Here is a 15,335-nt window from a genome sequence, read left to right on the forward strand (position 1 = left end):
CGCATTTTCCAGGTCAGTGACGGACATCCCGTCAAATCATCAAGCGCCAGACCATCGGGGAAAATCGACATGCGGATGGACAAACTCACATCGCGTTTCCAGCAGTCACTGGCCGACGCGCAGTCGCTGGCCGTGGGTCGCGACAACAACATGCTGGAACCGGTGCATGTGATGGCCGCACTGCTCGGCCAGCAGGGCGGCTCGACCGCGCCGTTGCTGACCCAGGCGCAGGTCAACGTGCCGCTGTTGACCCAGCGCGTCAACGACATGCTGGAGCGGCTGCCGAAAGTCAGCGGGCAGGAAGGCAACATCAACCTCGGCAACGACCTCAGCCGCCTGCTTAACCTCACCGACAAGCTGGCACAGCAGCGCGGCGACCAGTTCATCGCCAGCGAACTGTTCGTGCTGGCGGCACTGGACGACAAGGGCGAGCTGGGCACGGCCCTGAAGGCGGCTGGCGCGACGAAGCCCGATCTCGAAGCGGCGATCGAGAAACTTCGTGGCGGCGAGAAAGTGCAAAGTGAAAACGCCGAGGAGCAACGCCAGGCGCTCGAGAAGTACTGCATCGACCTTACCGAGCGCGCCGAGCGCAACAAGCTCGACCCGGTAATCGGCCGCGACGAGGAGATCCGCCGCACCATCCAGGTGCTGCAACGGCGCACCAAGAACAACCCGGTATTGATCGGCGAACCCGGCGTGGGCAAGACCGCGATCGTCGAGGGCCTGGCCCAGCGCATCATCAAGGGCGAAGTGCCCGAGGGTTTGCGCGATCGTCGCGTGCTTTCGCTGGACATGGGGTCGCTGATCGCCGGCGCGAAATTCCGCGGTGAATTCGAGGAGCGGCTGAAGGCCGTGCTCAGCGACCTGTCCAAGCAGGAAGGTCGGGTGATCCTGTTCATCGACGAATTGCACACGATGGTCGGCGCGGGCAAGGGCGAAGGCTCGATGGATGCCGGCAACATGTTGAAGCCCGCGCTGGCGCGCGGCGAGCTGCACTGCATCGGCGCCACCACGCTGGACGAATACCGCAAGTACATCGAGAAGGATGCCGCGCTGGAGCGGCGCTTCCAGAAAGTATTCGTGGGCGAGCCATCGGTGGAAGACACCATCGCGATCCTGCGCGGACTGAAGGAACGTTACGCGGTGCATCATGGCGTCGAGATCACCGACCCGGCGATCGTCGCCGCCGCGACGCTGTCGCATCGCTATATCGCCGACCGCCAGTTGCCGGACAAGGCGATCGACCTGATGGACGAGGCGGCCTCGCGCATTCGCATGGAGATCGATTCCAAGCCGGAGGAACTCGACCGGCTGGAGCGTCGGCTGATCCAGTTGAAGATCCAGCGCGAGATGCTGAAGAAGGAAAAGGACAGCGAGTCGAAGCAGCGGCTGGCCGACCTGGAAACCGACATCGGCAAGCTGGAGCGCGAATTCTCCGATTTGAACGAGATCTGGAAATCCGAAAAGGCCGCGCTGCAGGGCACGACCAAGGTGAAGGAGCAGATCGAGCAGGCGCACCAGGAAATGGAATCCGCCCAGCGCGCGCAGGATTACGCGCGGATGAGCGAAATCCAGTACGGAAAACTGCCGGAACTGGAGAAGCAGCTCGCCGCCGCGCAAGCGGCCGAGACGCAGGACTTCAAACTGGTGCAGACCCGCGTCACCGCCGAGGAAATCGCCGAGGTGGTCGCACGCTGGACCGGCATCCCGGTCAGCAAGATGCTGGAAGGCGAGCGCGAGAAGTTGCTGCACATGGAGGACGATCTGCACAAGCGCGTGGTCGGCCAGGAAGAGGCCGTGCATGCGGTGTCCGACGCGATCCGCCGCTCGCGTGCGGGCCTGTCCGATCCGAACCGGCCGAACGGCTCGTTCCTGTTCCTTGGCCCCACCGGCGTGGGCAAGACCGAGTTGTGCAAGGCGCTGGCGGAATTCATGTTCGACACCACCGATGCGATGGTGCGCATCGACATGAGCGAGTTCATGGAGAAGCACTCCGTTTCGCGCCTCGTCGGCGCGCCGCCGGGTTACGTCGGCTATGAAGAAGGCGGCTACCTGACCGAGGCTGTTCGTCGCCGGCCGTACAGCGTGATCCTGCTGGACGAAGTCGAGAAGGCGCATCCGGACGTGTTCAACATCCTGCTGCAAGTGCTCGACGACGGCCGTCTCACCGATGGCCAGGGCCGTACCGTGGATTTTCGCAACACGGTGATCGTGATGACCTCCAACCTCGGTTCGCAAATGATCCAGGACGCGGCGGAAAATGGCGGCGACGAGGAAGAGCAGTACACCCAGATGAAAGCGTCGGTGATGGGTGTGGTGCAGGCGCATTTCCGCCCCGAGTTCATCAATCGGCTGGACGAGCTGGTGGTGTTCCGTCCGCTGGACAAGACGCAGATCCGTGCGATCGCCCGCATCCAGCTGGACTATCTGGAGAAACGCCTGGCCGAGCGCCAGCTGAAGCTGGAAGTCAGCGACGACGCACTGGCCCTGCTTGGCAACGTCGGCTTCGATCCGGTGTATGGCGCGCGGCCGCTGAAGCGGGCGATTCAGCAGCAGTTGGAGAATCCGCTGGCGCGCGAAATCCTCGAAGGGCGCTATCCCCCGGGCGCGAAGATTCGCGTCGATGCAGAAAATGGACATCTGCGGTTTACCGGCGCATGAAAGAAAAATCCCGGCGAAAGCCGGGATTTTTTATAGTACGAAGGCGGCGGAACTCACCAGCGGTAGGCGACCTTTCCGTACACGTAGGCACCGTTGTAGCCGAACGGCGCGTACACGGAATAAGGCAACGTGCCGTTGTTGCTGCTGGCGGCGATGACCCGGTCCGGATAGGCATCGAGCGCATCGTCCGCACCGACCGTGAACGTCCACCGCTGCAGGTTGTAATTCACCGCCAGGTCGAGCAGCCATTTCGGCGAAAAGGTCTGATCCACCGCCGGGGTGCCGGTGCTGCCGTAGATGGTGGTGCCGGTGCTGCTGTAGGCGGTGTAGCGGCCGTACCGGGTGACCGTTCCCGTCACGTTCCAGTTGCCGACGTTGTACTGCTCGTTGAGGATCAACTTGCTGCGCGGCGTCGAGTCGGCCAGCAGGCCCTTGATGTCGCGACGATCCAGACGCTGGAAGCTGCTGCCCAGTGAATCCAGAATCGCAGGGTTCGGACGAACCTTGGTCACCTCGTTCTTGTTGTAGTTGGCACTGATCGTGGTTTGCAGCGTTCCGGCATTGCCAAGATCGTTGCGGAAGCTGGCCACGAGGTCGATGCCGCGGGTGCGCGTATCGGCTGCGTTGGTGAAGTACGAAACACCCCGGTAGTCGAGATTGGTGATGCCGTTGGCCGCGAGGTAGTCACGGACGCTCGCGCCGGTGGTAGCGATGCTGCCCGACAACACGATGCGATCGTCGATGGCGATCTGGTAGGCGTCGATACTCAGCGTCAAGGCATCGGTCGGACTCCATACCGCGCCCACGGTGTAGTTGTGGGATTTCTCGGGCTTCAGCGGCTCGGCCCCAAGCAGTCTGGCGACCGGGCTGCTCACCGGCAGCAAGCTGGAGTTGTAGATGCCCGGTGTGAGGCCCAACGAATTGCCGGCGCCGTAATACAGCGATGACGTCGACGAATAGAACTGCTGGGCCAGCGATGGTGCACGGAAACCCGTCGAAGCGCTGGCGCGCAGGGCAAACGTATCGGTGAAATCGAAACGTCCCGCGAGCGAGCCGGAAGTCGTGCTGCCGAAATCCGAGTAGTTCTCGTGCCTCACGGCAGCAGATACGCCCAGTCGATCGGTGAGGTTGGTTTCCAGATCCAGGTACTCGGCGACATCGTGCCGGGCGAGCGAGCCGGCGTTTACCGGCTGCCACCCGGCAAAGCCCTGTGCGCCGCCCGCCGGAATGGTCGTGGTTCCCGGAATCGGGTTGCCGGTGGACGTGTAGTACGACGGCAGGTCGCCGGCATCGATCGCGTAGCTCTGGTGCAGGTATTCCGCGCCGAAGGCCACGGTCACCGAATTGGGCAGCCAGCCAACCGTGACATCCTTGGCGATGTCGATATCGAACGAATGCTGTGCTGCCTTGAGCAGGCCATCGTGGAACGAGGTCGGGCTACTGCCGAAATCGTTCAAGTAGGCAAGGTTGATGCTGTTGAAGGTCTTGTACGAAACCCGGTTGCCACCGTAGTTGCCGCTGACATCCCAGCGCCAGCCATTGACGGTGCCACGGAATCCGGCCACCAGCGAGCGGTCGGTCGAGTCGGAATTCTCCAGTGGCAGATAGCCATTCGGGTAGATGCCTGCGATCAACGGGCTGCTCGGCGATGGGCTGTTGTTGCCGTAGCGGAAGAACGCCGGCGAGGTGCCTTCGCGATGTCCGAAGTGGCCGAACGCGTAGAACTGCACGTTCGGCGTGATGTCATATTGCGTGTTGATCAGCAGGTTCTGATCCTTCACCTCCGGATCGCCCTCGCGGAAATTTACGCCAAGCTGCGGAAAGCCTGCTCTCGTGTCGGGACCGGCGCGATTGGTGTAATCCTCCTTGCCGCTCTGCAGGGTAAAGCGCAGCCAGCCCTTGTCATCGCTGAGGGGTATGCCGAAATTGGCCGAGCCCTGCCACTGCCTGCCGTCACCGGCGGAGTACTGGCCTCCGCTGATTTCCACGTCACCGCCCTTGGCGCCCTTCTTCAGGATGATGTTGATGACGCCGGCGATGGCATCCGAACCGTACTGTGCCGATGCGCCGTCGCGCAGTACTTCGATGTGATCGATGGCGCCCATCGGAATCGTGTTGAGATCCACCGCCTGCGAGCCACGTCCAAGTACGCCATTGGTCAACAGAAGCGCGCCGGGATGCCAGCGCTTGCCGTCCACCAGCACCAGCACCTGGTCCGGCGAAAGGCCGCGCAGCTGGGCGGGACGTTGGGTGTCGGCGGTGTCGGCGGCGGATGGGCGCGGAAAGCTGAGCGACGGAATGATGCGTGCAAGCGCCGTGGGCACGTCGCTGGTGCCTGTCTGCTGGAGCACCTTGGCCGAAACCACGTCGATGGGCGTCAGCGAACTGCTTTCGGTGCGGTCGCTGGCGCGCGTGCCGGTGACGATCACCGTGCTGAGATCCTTGGCCTTGGTCGCCGCAGGTGCGCTGGCGTCCTGGGCGGCGACGTTGCTGGCGAGTGCCAGCATGATGGCGGCAGGCAGCCATGCCCGGGTGATCGGTTTGACGCGGTTGTTCATGGAGACTCTCCGGCTCATGGTTTGCTGCGACGCAGCAACTGCAGATTAGTCACGTATCCAGCATTCGTCAATAGACGTATAGACGTCTATAAGTCCAAACATCGGCTCTCGGTTTCATGTGCAAGATCAATGGTTCTACTTCGCATAACCCGCCGATCGCAGGCTACTCCGGCCCACGGGGCGGTGTCATCGCGCCTGGTGACACGTTGAAATTCGTGCAAACGCGCCGATAATGGTGAATTGCCGGCCGGGGTCCGGCCGCGCCGCCCGGAGTTTTCATGCCCATCTACGAATTCGAATGCAACAGTTGCGGCCACCGTTTCGACCGGCTGCAGAAGTTGTCCGATACCGACCCCTCGATCTGCCCTGCCTGCGGCGCTCCGCAGCTGCGGCGCATGGTCAGTGCGCCTTCGTTCCGGCTGGCGGGCAGCGGCTGGTATGAAACCGACTTCAAGAAGGACGGTGACAAGAAGCGGAACCTGGCCGAAGCCGCGTCGGGCAATAGCGATGCCTCAGGCAGCACACCGGCAAAGGAATCCGCCGCATCACCTGCGCCTGCTCCGTCACCCGCGCCAGCGCCGGCGGCCAAACCGGCCGGGAATGACTGATTTTTTCTGCCAGTGCGGGTAAGTTGGGCCGAACATGGACATTGAACGGCTTTGCCGACCCGGGAAAGCCATCATTCGGGAGGAGGTGTGGTCATGCGCGTATCTGGTGGAGTCTTGTTGGGATCGACGATCGGCTTGCTTGGCCTGTTCTCGCTGACGTCGGCGCCTTCGGTGCAGGCACAAGGAGGCGGGTCCATTCAATGCGGAAGCAGCAACGGGAAATTCAGCGTTTGCCAAGTGCCTTGGCGAAATGCACGGCTTGTGCGGCAGGATTCGAAAAGCGCGTGCGTCCGCGATCAAACCTGGGGTGTCGACCAGCGGGGAGTATGGGTCGATCGCGGCTGCCGTGGCGTATTTGCCGAGGAACGTGGTCATGGAGGTTCGCATGGCGGTGGTGGCTGGCGACCCGGTCCTGACTGGAATCGCAGCATCCGGCTCGAGTGCTCCAGCCAAGACAATCGCTACCAGCTCTGTCAGGTCGACCTGGGTCGCCAAGGCCGTGTTCGACTGGAAAGGCAGTTGTCCAAGAATCGTTGCACCGAGGGCTATAGCTGGGGCGGGAACCGTGCCGGTGTATGGGTGAACCACGGTTGTCGCGGTCAGTTCGTGGTCGATCGTCGCTGGTGAGTCGTTCCGGATCGGCAGGCTGGTCCCCGCTGCCGGTCCGGATCCCGCCCCTGGGGAGCGGCGGTGGTAACATTCCGGGTCTTTTCCATCTGTTTCAGCCGCCTTGCGGCTTGCCCGGAGTTTCAAGCGCATGCGCACGCATTACTGCGGCCTCATCGATGAGTCGCTGATCGGCCAGACCGTCACCCTGTGTGGTTGGGTCAACAAGATCCGTCTGCAGGCCCATGTGGCGTTCGCCGATCTGCGCGATCACGAGGGACTGGCCCAGGTCGTGATCGATCGTGACAACGCCGCAGCCTTTGCCGTGGCCAACGAGATCGGCAACGAGTACTGCCTGCGCGTCACCGGCACGATCCGCCAGCGCGTTTCGATCAACGACAAGCTGAAAACGGGCACGGTCGAGCTGGTAGCTGACCAGGTCGAGATTCTCAACGCCGCGAAGGACCTGCCGTTCGCGCTGCACGAGAATCCGAACGAGGACATGCGGATGACTTACCGCTACCTCGACCTGCGCCGCCCCGAAATGCAGGCGATGATGCGCAAGCGCATCCGCCTCGTGCAGGCGCTGCGCCGGTACCTCGACGAACGCGGTTTTCAGGATGTGGAGACGCCGATCCTGACCAAGGCCACGCCCGAAGGCGCGCGCGATTACCTGGTGCCCAGCCGCGTGCATCCGGGTGAGTTCTATGCGTTGCCGCAGTCGCCGCAGCTGTTCAAGCAGATCCTGATGGTGGCCGGCTTCGACCGCTACTACCAGATCGCGCGTTGCTTCCGCGACGAGGATCTGCGTGCCGACCGCCAGCCGGAATTCACCCAGCTCGACCTGGAGTTCGCTTTTGTCGAGGAAAAGGACGTGCAGGATTTCGTGGAGGAATTGATCCGCCACGTATTCCGCGACGTGCAGGGTGTCGAGCTGGATGCCAACTTCCCGCGCATGACGTGGGCGGAGGCGATGCGCCGGTTCGGTTCGGACAAGCCCGATCTGCGCATCGCGCTGGAACTGGCCGACGTGGCCGACGCGCTGAAGCATGTCGAGTTCAAGGTATTTGCCGAACCGGCCAACGATCCGGCCGGTCGCGTTGCCGCGCTGCGCGTACCCGGCGGCAGCACGCTGTCGCGCAAGGACATCGACGGGCTGACCGAATATGCATCGCGTTACGGCGCGAAAGGCCTGGCCTGGCTCAAGGTCGAGGACCTGGCCAAGGGGCGCGAGGGGATCAATTCGCCGGTGGCGAAGTTCCTCGACGATGCCGCGCTGGATGGTGTGCTGAAAATCACCGGCGCGCAGACTGGCGACATCGTGTTCTTCGGTGCCGGCAGCTGGAAGACCGTCACCGACTTCATGGGCGCGTTGCGCCTGAAGGTCGGCAAGGACCGCGGCTTGGTCGAGGACAGCTGGAAGCCGTTGTGGGTCACCGATTTCCCGATGTTCGAATACGACGCAGACGAGCAACGCTTCGTCGCCCTGCATCATCCGTTCACCGCACCGAAGGTGGATGACGCCGCCCAGCTGCGCGCCGATCCGCACAACGCGGTGAGCCGCGGCTACGACATGGTGCTGAACGGTAACGAGATCGGTGGTGGTTCGATCCGTATCCACCGGCCGGAGATGCAGAGCACGGTATTCGAGCTGCTCGGCATCAGCGCCGAGGAAGCCGAGATGAAGTTTGGCTTCCTGCTGAAGGCGCTGAAGTTCGGCGCGCCACCGCATGGCGGGCTGGCGTTTGGCATCGACCGCATCGCGGCGTTGATGGCCGGCACCGAGTCGATCCGCGATGTGATCGCCTTCCCCAAGACCACCAGCGCACAGGACCTGATGACCCATGCGCCATCGCCGATTGCCGTGGCGCAGCTGAAGGAGCTGCATGTCCAGACGCTGGACAGCGACGCGGCCCAGCGTTGAGTCTTCGGACGTGGCGATGACCGGCGGCTGGTGCGGGCATTTCGCACCGGCTGACTCGTCCGGCCCGGGCCGGTGCAGGATCAGCGGGCACGGCGTTATCGTTTTTTCCACGTCGCAGCAGGTTTCGTCCCGCCATGTCTGATCATGTGATCCTGTTGCACGGCCTGTGGATGCGCGGTTTCGCGCTGGCCATGCTGCATCGCCGGCTGATGGAGGCGGGCTTTCGCGTCCACCGTTTCGATTACCTGAGCGTGGCCGCCACCCAACAGCGCATCCTCGATCAACTGCAGGCACGCATGGCCGGGCTGGCTGACGAAGCGGATGCCGTGCATCTTGTCGGCCACAGCCTCGGCGGACTGCTCGCGTTGCGCGCGTGCCTCGAATCGTCGGCGTTGCCGCAAGGGCGCATCGTCTGCCTCGGTTCGCCGTTGCGGGGCAGCGCGGCTGCACGCGGCTTTGCCGGTTGGGGCCGTGGTGGCGAAGTCTTGCTGGGACACAATCGCGAGCTGCTGGAACAAGGCTTTGAACGCTGGGACGGCACGCGCGAGGTCGGCATGATCGCCGGCCGGATGCCGCTGGGTCTGGGCGCCGTGCTGGGCCATTTCGATGGCGACCATGATGGCACCGTGGCGGTGGCGGAGACCCGGCTGCCCGGCCTGTCCGACCACTGCGTGGTGGAGGCCAACCACACCGGTCTGCTGTTTTCGCAGGATGTGGCGCGGCTGGTGGCTGATTTTCTGCATAACGGGCAATTCGGGGCGGGTCCGGGCTGAGTCGCGCCTGGATCCGGCACGCCGGTCGAATTCGGGTAAAATTGCCCGCTTGTCCAATCGCTCCACGCAGGAATTGTCATGGGTAGAGGCCCGTCCATCGAAGGTCGCAAGAACGCCGAAGACGCCAAGCGCGCCAAGGTGTTCACCAAGCTGATCCGCGAAATCACCGTCGCCACGCGCGCCGGCGTGGCTGATCCGGCCGGCAACCCGCGCCTGCGCGCAGCGATCGACAAGGCGTTGTCGGCCAACATGACCCGCGACACCATCGACCGCGCGGTCAAGCGTGGTTCGGGTGCCGACGGTGGCGCCGACATGCAGGAGTTGCGCTACGAAGGCTACGGTCCAGCCGGTATCGCGCTGATCATCGACTGCGTTACCGACAATCCGGTGCGCACGGTGGCCGATGTGCGCCACGCGCTGACCAAGCACGGCGGCAACCTCGGTACCAGCGGCTCGGTGGCGTTCCAGTTCAACCGTTGCGGCGAACTGGTATTCGCCACGGCCGGTGATGCCGCGCTGGAGGAAAGGATCCTCGAGGCGGCGCTCGAGGCCGGTGCCGACGATGTGGTGAATGAAGCCGGCGAGAGCAGCGTATTGTGCGCCCCGGAAAACTTCGAAGCCGTGCAGCAGGCGTTGCTTGCCGCCGGGCTCACGCCCGGGCGGGCCGACGTGGTGATGCGTCCGGCCAACCGCGTGGCGATTGCCGATGAGGCACAGGAAACGCTGCTCGATCTGATCGACTGGCTGGACGAGCTCGACGACGTGCACGAGATCTACCACAACGCCGTGCTGCCGGCCGAGGCTGCCGAATAAGTCGAAGGGCCGCGCGCCTTTCGCATCGCATCCGAAATGATTCGAATTCTAGGCATCGACCCGGGCAGCCAGCGTACCGGCGTGGGCATCATCGACGTGGACGGTGCGGGCAAGCTCACGCACGTCTTCCATGGCGCGCTCACGGTCGCGGGCGAAGCCACGTTCCCGCTGCGCCTGAAACGCATCTTTGACGAACTGTGTGACATCATCGCCGCGCATCAGCCGGCCGAGTGCGGAATCGAGCGCGTATTCATGGCGCGCAACCCGGATTCGGCATTGAAGCTGGGGCAGGCGCGGGGTGCCGCGATTTGTGCGGTGGTCAGCCGTGGAATCGTGGTGCACGAATACGCAGCAACCGAAGTTAAACAGTCCGTGGTCGGCAGCGGCCGCAGCGACAAGACCCAGGTACAGCACATGATCGGCGTATTGCTCGGCCTGAAAGGCCCCTTGCAGGCGGACGCGGCCGATGCCCTGGCGATCGCCGTGACCCATGCGCACACCCGCGCCAGCCTCGCCCGTGTCGGTATTCCGCGGTCGGCTTGGAGGCGCGGCCGATGAAACAGATTTCAAGGCGGGGTCGATGATAGGACGTCTGCGCGGCATCCTGGTTTCCAAGCAACCACCTTCGCTGCTGGTCGAGGTCGCCGGGGTCGGTTACGAGGTCGAGGCACCGATGTCGACCATTTACGACCTGCCCGGCATCGGCAAGGAAGTGGTCCTGCTCACCCACCACGCGGTGAAGGAAGACAGCGTCACGCTGTATGGCTTCCTGCACGAAAGCGAACGTGCGCTGTTCCGCAACCTGCTGAAGGTCAGCGGGATTGGCGCGAAGATCGCGCTTTCGGTGCTGTCAGGCGTTTCCACCGACCATTTCGCGCGGCTGGTGCAGGCCGGTGATGTGGTTGCGCTGACCAAGATCCCGGGTATCGGCAAAAAGACCGCCGAACGTATCGTGGTGGAGTTGCGCGATCGTCTCGACGGCATGTCCGGCATCCCGGGTGCTGCGCTGCGTAACGCCGGCGCGCCGCTGGATGCCGCCGGCGAAGCGACCGTGGCGCTGCAGCAGCTGGGCTACAAGCCGGCCGAGGTGACCCGGCTGGTGCAGAAGGTCGCCGCCGAGGGCGACAACGCCGAAGCCATCATCCGCAAGGCGCTGCGCGCCGCTCTCGGAGGCTGACCGTGAGTCAGGAAACCATGCGCGGCGAACCGTCGCCCGAGATTCGCCGTCGACTGACCGCGCTGGCGCTGGGCGCCATCGGCGTGGTGTTCGGCGACATCGGCACCAGTCCGCTGTACACCATGAAGGAAACGCTCGGCACGCACGGCATGACGCCGACGCCGTCGGCCGTGCTGGGCGTGCTGTCGCTGGTGTTCTGGTCGCTGATCATGGTGGTGTCGCTGAAGTACGTCACCTTCGTGATGCGCGCGGACAACAAGGGCGAGGGCGGCATCATGGCGCTGATGGCGCTGGCGCAGCGCTCGATGAGCGGGTCGGCGCGGGCGCGCTGGGTGCTGGCCGCGTTCGGCATCTTTGGCGCGGCGCTGTTCTATGGCGACGGCGTGATCACGCCGGCGATTTCGGTGCTGGGCGCGGTGGAGGGCCTGGGCGTCGCCGCACCTGCGCTGGACAAGTACGTGGTGTGGATTTCACTGGTGATCCTGCTTGGCATGTTTGCCGTGCAACGACATGGCACGCACAAGGTCGGCAAGGCGTTTGCGCCGGTGATGACGGTGTGGTTCGTGGTGCTGGCGATACTGGGCCTGCGTCAGATCATCGCCAATCCGCAGGTGCTGGAAGCGATCGATCCGCGCCATGCGGTGCGTTTCTTCATCACACATGGCGACACCTCGTTCATCGCGCTGGGCGGCGTGGTGCTGGCATTGACCGGTGCCGAAGCGCTGTACGCGGACATGGGTCATTTCGGCAAGAAACCGATCCGGCTGGCATGGTTCGGCTTCGTGTTGCCATCGCTGCTGCTCAACTATTTCGGCCAGGGCGCGCTGTTGCTGAGCAATCCGCGTGCGATCGAAAGTCCGTTCTACCTGATGGTGCCCGAGTCGCTGCTGTATCCGATGATCGCGTTGTCGGCGTGCGCCGCGGTGATTGCGTCGCAGGCGGTGATTTCCGGGGCGTTCTCGATGACCCGCGAGGCGATGTCGCTGGGCTACTCGCCGCGGATGGCGGTGGTGCATACCTCGCGCGAGATGTCCGGGCAAATTTTCGTGCCGTGGGTCAATCGCATGTTGATGGTGCTGGTGATCCTGGCGGTGCTCGTTTTCCGCAGCTCGGACAACCTGGGCGCGGCCTATGGCATCGCGGTGACCGGCACCATGACCATGACCACGCTGCTGGCACTGGTGGTGGCGCGCAAGCGCTGGCACTGGAACTGGCTGGCGGTGGTGCTGGTCGGCGTGCTGTTCCTGATCATCGACCTGTCGTTCTTTGGCGCCAACCTGCTGAAGATCGCACGCGGTGGCTGGTTCCCGCTGGTGTTGGGCGTGGTGATCTTCACCGTGATGACGACCTGGCGGCGCGGCCGCGAACTGGTGGTGCGCGAGATCAAGCAGGGTGGGTTGGCGTTGCAGCCGTTCATCGAGAACATTGCCGAACATCCGCCGCTGCGCGTGCCGGGCACGGCGGTGTTCCTTACCGCGAACCAGCACGCGGTGCCGCATGCCTTGCTGCACAACCTCAAGCACAACAAGGTGCTGCACGAGCGCAACGTGCTGCTGACGGTGGAAACGCTGGAAACGCCGGTGGCCGAAGCCGACGAGCGCATCGAGATCACGCCGATGGACGGCCATTTCTTCGGACTGGAGCTGCGCTTCGGTTTTGCCGAGGATCCGAACATCCCGCAAGCGCTGACCCAGTGCACGCGCGAAGGTCTCGGTTTCGACATGATGGACACCACGTTCTTCCTGTCGCGCGAAAACATCGTGGCCGACGTGCGCCGCCCTGGCATGGCGCTATGGCGCGACAAGCTGTTCGCCTTCCTGTCACGCAATGCCATGCCGGCGACGGCGTTCTTCCAGATTCCCGGCAACCGGCTGATCGAGCTGGGGGCACAGGTCGAAATCTGATCGGACCCTGTGCAGGAGCCCGCTGGCGGGCGATGCTTCTGCTCCGGTGTACGCCAAAACCAGAGCATCGCCCGCCAGCGGGCTCCTACAAGAGCCGGGTGGGCCTGCCATAATGCCCTCATGACCGAAGCCCGCATCATCACAGCCACCGCGCAGCTCGACGACGAGGCGCTGGAGGCCACCATCCGGCCGAAACGGCTGGCCGAATACCTCGGCCAGCAGGCGGTGCGCGAGCAGTTGTCGATCTACATCGAGGCGGCGCGCAAGCGGGGCGGCGCACTGGATCACGTGTTGATCTTCGGGCCGCCGGGGCTGGGCAAAACCACGCTCAGCCACGTCATCGCCAACGAACTGGGCGTCAACCTGCGCTCCACCTCGGGCCCGGTGCTGGAGCGCGCGGGCGATCTAGCCGCGTTGCTGACCAACCTGGAGCCGAACGACGTATTGTTCGTCGACGAGATCCATCGCCTGTCGCCGGTCGTCGAGGAAGTGCTGTACCCGGCGATGGAGGACTTCCAGATCGACATCATGATCGGCGAAGGTCCGGCCGCGCGATCGATCAAGCTGGACCTGCCACCGTTCACCCTGATCGGCGCGACCACCCGCGCGGGCATGCTCACCGCACCGCTGCGCGACCGCTTTGGCATCGTGCAGCGGCTGGAGTTCTATACCGCCGACGAGCTCACCGCCATCGTGCGCCGCGCGGCGAAGATCCTCGGCATCGTCTGCGCGCCGGAAGGGGCACAGGAGATCGCCCGCCGCTCGCGCGGTACGCCGCGCATCGCCAACCGCCTGCTGCGCCGAGTGCGCGATTACGCCGAGGTGCGTGCCGGCGGCGAGATCACGCTGGCGGCAGCCCAGGCTGCGCTGGACATGCTGAAGATCGACCCGGAAGGTTTCGACGAGCTGGACCGGCGCCTGCTCAGCCTGATCGTGGAGAACTTCGACGGCGGTCCGGTCGGGGTGGAGTCGCTGGCGGCGGCGCTGAGCGAGGATCGCGGCACGCTGGAGGATGTGGTCGAGCCGTACCTGATCCAGCAGGGCTACCTGATCCGCACCGCCCGTGGCCGCATGATCAGCGCCAAGGGCTGGCGCCACCTGGGTCTGATTCCGCCGCCGCGGCAGGCCCAGCCGGCGGACCTCTTCGACGCCGGGACCGACCATGTCTGAGTCCGTGCCGATGGTGCCTTTCAGCTGGAACGTCAGGGTCTACTGGGAAGACACCGACGCGGGCGGGGTGGTCTACCATGCGGGCTACCTGCGCTTCATGGAGCGCGCCCGCAGCGAGTGGATGCGCGCGCTCGGAGTCGACCAGATGGCGTTCAAGCAGGCCACCGGTCTGGCCTTCATGGTGCGCGGGATGGAGATCGACTTTCTCAAGCCAGCCCTGCTGGATGATGAACTCTCGGTAACGGTCGACGTCAAAGAACGGCGCGCAGCCAGTATCCTGTTCACCCAGACGATCACGAGAACGGATGGCAGCTGCCTGATTCGTGCGCAGGTCCGGGTGGCCTGCGTGGATCTTCGGCGCATGCGCCCGGCACCGATTCCGGCTGGTCTGATTCCAGAACCTGCTCTTTAAAGACAACCCAAGCCGACTGGCGGAGAACCTGCAAGCAATGAACGGTGGACTGAACATTTTCACGCTGATCGCGGATTCGAGCCTGCCGGTAAAGCTGGTGCTGCTGGTATTGCTGATCTTCTCGTTTCTGTCCTGGGTGATCATCATCCGCAAGTACACCCAGACCAAGGCGGCGATGGAAAACGCCGAAGAGTTCGAGGAGCGCTTCTGGTCCGGTGGCGACCTGGCCCAGCTGTTCCGTGAGGTCAGCAACCGCGGCGGCAGCAACGGCGGCATCGAGAACATTTTCGAATCGGGCTTTCGCGAATTTGCCCGTCAGCGTCAGCGCAAGACGAATGACGCGCGTAGCGTGGTCGAAGGTTCCGAGCGGGCGATGCAGGTGGCTGGCACGCGCGAGATCGGGCTGCTCGAACGCAACCTGGAATTCCTCGCCAACGTCGGTTCGATCAGCCCGTACGTGGGCCTGTTCGGCACCGTGTGGGGCATCATGGGTGCGTTCCAGGGCCTGGGCGAAATGAAGGACGTGACCATCGCGGTCGTCGCGCCACACATCTCCGAGGCGCTGATCGCCACCGCGATGGGCCTGTTCGCGGCGATTCCCGCGCAGTGGGCCTACAACCGCTATGCCACCAAGGTCGAACGGATCGCCTCGCGCTACGACGTGTTCCAGGAGGAGTTCTCCTCCGTGCTGCAGCGGCAGATCCAGACCGACGACGTGGCCTGAGCGGA

The 15,335-nt window shown here is 64.0% G+C and carries 13 protein-coding genes; 12 read left to right on the plus strand and 1 reads right to left on the minus strand.

Annotated features, from left to right (window positions below):
* Positions 1-69: 69 nt before the first annotated feature.
* Entirely contained in the window at positions 70-2,661 is a 2,592-nt protein-coding gene (gene clpB / locus ACPPVV_RS04205; RefSeq protein ID WP_426702222.1) for an ATP-dependent chaperone ClpB, read from the plus strand.
* 53 nt (positions 2,662-2,714) lie between these two features.
* Here clpB and ACPPVV_RS04210 read toward each other — a convergent pair whose 3' ends face one another.
* A complete protein-coding gene (locus ACPPVV_RS04210) occupies positions 2,715-5,219 on the minus strand; it encodes a TonB-dependent receptor plug domain-containing protein (RefSeq protein WP_426702223.1) in 2,505 nt (834 codons plus the stop codon).
* Between the two features lie 278 nt (positions 5,220-5,497).
* On the opposite strand from ACPPVV_RS04210, the gene ACPPVV_RS04215 reads away from it, so the two are divergent.
* From ACPPVV_RS04215 to tolQ, 11 genes are all read left to right on the plus strand, one after another.
* A complete protein-coding gene (locus ACPPVV_RS04215) occupies positions 5,498-5,827 on the plus strand; it encodes an FmdB family zinc ribbon protein (protein WP_426702224.1) in 330 nt (109 codons plus the stop codon).
* A 93-nt stretch (positions 5,828-5,920) separates the two neighbouring features.
* On the plus strand, positions 5,921-6,454 hold the full coding sequence (locus ACPPVV_RS04220; protein WP_426703163.1) for a DUF3011 domain-containing protein: 534 nt from the start codon (positions 5,921-5,923) through the stop codon (positions 6,452-6,454).
* 130 nt (positions 6,455-6,584) lie between these two features.
* Complete coding sequence (gene aspS / locus ACPPVV_RS04225; protein WP_426702225.1) at positions 6,585-8,357, plus strand: aspartate--tRNA ligase; 1,773 nt, start codon at positions 6,585-6,587, stop codon at positions 8,355-8,357.
* A 134-nt stretch (positions 8,358-8,491) separates the two neighbouring features.
* Positions 8,492-9,130, plus strand: coding sequence for an esterase/lipase family protein (locus ACPPVV_RS04230; protein ID WP_426702226.1), 639 nt, complete (start codon positions 8,492-8,494; stop codon positions 9,128-9,130).
* Positions 9,131-9,208: 78 nt separating this feature from the next.
* Positions 9,209-9,943: a YebC/PmpR family DNA-binding transcriptional regulator gene (locus tag ACPPVV_RS04235; RefSeq protein WP_426702227.1), complete on the plus strand. Its 735-nt coding sequence runs from the start codon at positions 9,209-9,211 to the stop codon at positions 9,941-9,943.
* Between the two features lie 36 nt (positions 9,944-9,979).
* The gene (gene ruvC, locus ACPPVV_RS04240; RefSeq protein WP_426702228.1) at positions 9,980-10,501 is read left to right on the plus strand and encodes a crossover junction endodeoxyribonuclease RuvC; all 522 of its coding nucleotides are present in this window, start codon (positions 9,980-9,982) and stop codon (positions 10,499-10,501) included.
* 22 nt (positions 10,502-10,523) lie between these two features.
* A complete protein-coding gene (gene ruvA / locus ACPPVV_RS04245) occupies positions 10,524-11,120 on the plus strand; it encodes a Holliday junction branch migration protein RuvA (RefSeq protein ID WP_426702229.1) in 597 nt (198 codons plus the stop codon).
* 17 nt (positions 11,121-11,137) lie between these two features.
* Positions 11,138-13,024: a potassium transporter Kup gene (locus ACPPVV_RS04250; RefSeq protein WP_426703164.1), complete on the plus strand. Its 1,887-nt coding sequence runs from the start codon at positions 11,138-11,140 to the stop codon at positions 13,022-13,024.
* Positions 13,025-13,144: 120 nt separating this feature from the next.
* A complete protein-coding gene (gene ruvB / locus ACPPVV_RS04255) occupies positions 13,145-14,194 on the plus strand; it encodes a Holliday junction branch migration DNA helicase RuvB (protein WP_426702230.1) in 1,050 nt (349 codons plus the stop codon).
* On the plus strand, positions 14,187-14,606 hold the full coding sequence (gene ybgC, locus ACPPVV_RS04260; RefSeq protein ID WP_426702231.1) for a tol-pal system-associated acyl-CoA thioesterase: 420 nt from the start codon (positions 14,187-14,189) through the stop codon (positions 14,604-14,606). Before ruvB ends, ybgC begins: the two co-directional genes overlap by 8 nt.
* 37 nt (positions 14,607-14,643) lie before the next feature.
* Positions 14,644-15,330 carry a protein TolQ gene (gene tolQ, locus ACPPVV_RS04265; RefSeq protein WP_426702232.1) on the plus strand — a complete coding sequence of 229 codons (687 nt, stop codon included), beginning with the start codon at positions 14,644-14,646 and terminating at the stop codon, positions 15,328-15,330.
* The last annotated feature ends 5 nt before the right edge of the window (positions 15,331-15,335 follow it).

Source organism: Rhodanobacter sp. Col0626 (assembly GCF_049994385.1).
Lineage (GTDB): Bacteria > Pseudomonadota > Gammaproteobacteria > Xanthomonadales > Rhodanobacteraceae > Rhodanobacter.

Bases quoted from the DNA above. Each gene is read 5' to 3' on its own strand.
- clpB (WP_426702222.1), top strand. From the start codon at position 70: ATGCGGATGGACAAACTCACATCGCGTTTCCAGCAGTCACTGGCCGAC.
- ACPPVV_RS04210 (WP_426702223.1), bottom strand. From the start codon at position 5,219: ATGAACAACCGCGTCAAACCGATCACCCGGGCATGGCTGCCTGCCGCC.
- ACPPVV_RS04215 (WP_426702224.1), top strand. From the start codon at position 5,498: ATGCCCATCTACGAATTCGAATGCAACAGTTGCGGCCACCGTTTCGAC.
- ACPPVV_RS04220 (WP_426703163.1), top strand. From the start codon at position 5,921: ATGCGCGTATCTGGTGGAGTCTTGTTGGGATCGACGATCGGCTTGCTT.
- aspS (WP_426702225.1), top strand. From the start codon at position 6,585: ATGCGCACGCATTACTGCGGCCTCATCGATGAGTCGCTGATCGGCCAG.
- ACPPVV_RS04230 (WP_426702226.1), top strand. From the start codon at position 8,492: ATGTCTGATCATGTGATCCTGTTGCACGGCCTGTGGATGCGCGGTTTC.
- ACPPVV_RS04235 (WP_426702227.1), top strand. From the start codon at position 9,209: ATGGGTAGAGGCCCGTCCATCGAAGGTCGCAAGAACGCCGAAGACGCC.
- ruvC (WP_426702228.1), top strand. From the start codon at position 9,980: ATGATTCGAATTCTAGGCATCGACCCGGGCAGCCAGCGTACCGGCGTG.
- ruvA (WP_426702229.1), top strand. From the start codon at position 10,524: ATGATAGGACGTCTGCGCGGCATCCTGGTTTCCAAGCAACCACCTTCG.
- ACPPVV_RS04250 (WP_426703164.1), top strand. From the start codon at position 11,138: ATGCGCGGCGAACCGTCGCCCGAGATTCGCCGTCGACTGACCGCGCTG.
- ruvB (WP_426702230.1), top strand. From the start codon at position 13,145: ATGACCGAAGCCCGCATCATCACAGCCACCGCGCAGCTCGACGACGAG.
- ybgC (WP_426702231.1), top strand. From the start codon at position 14,187: ATGTCTGAGTCCGTGCCGATGGTGCCTTTCAGCTGGAACGTCAGGGTC.
- tolQ (WP_426702232.1), top strand. From the start codon at position 14,644: ATGAACGGTGGACTGAACATTTTCACGCTGATCGCGGATTCGAGCCTG.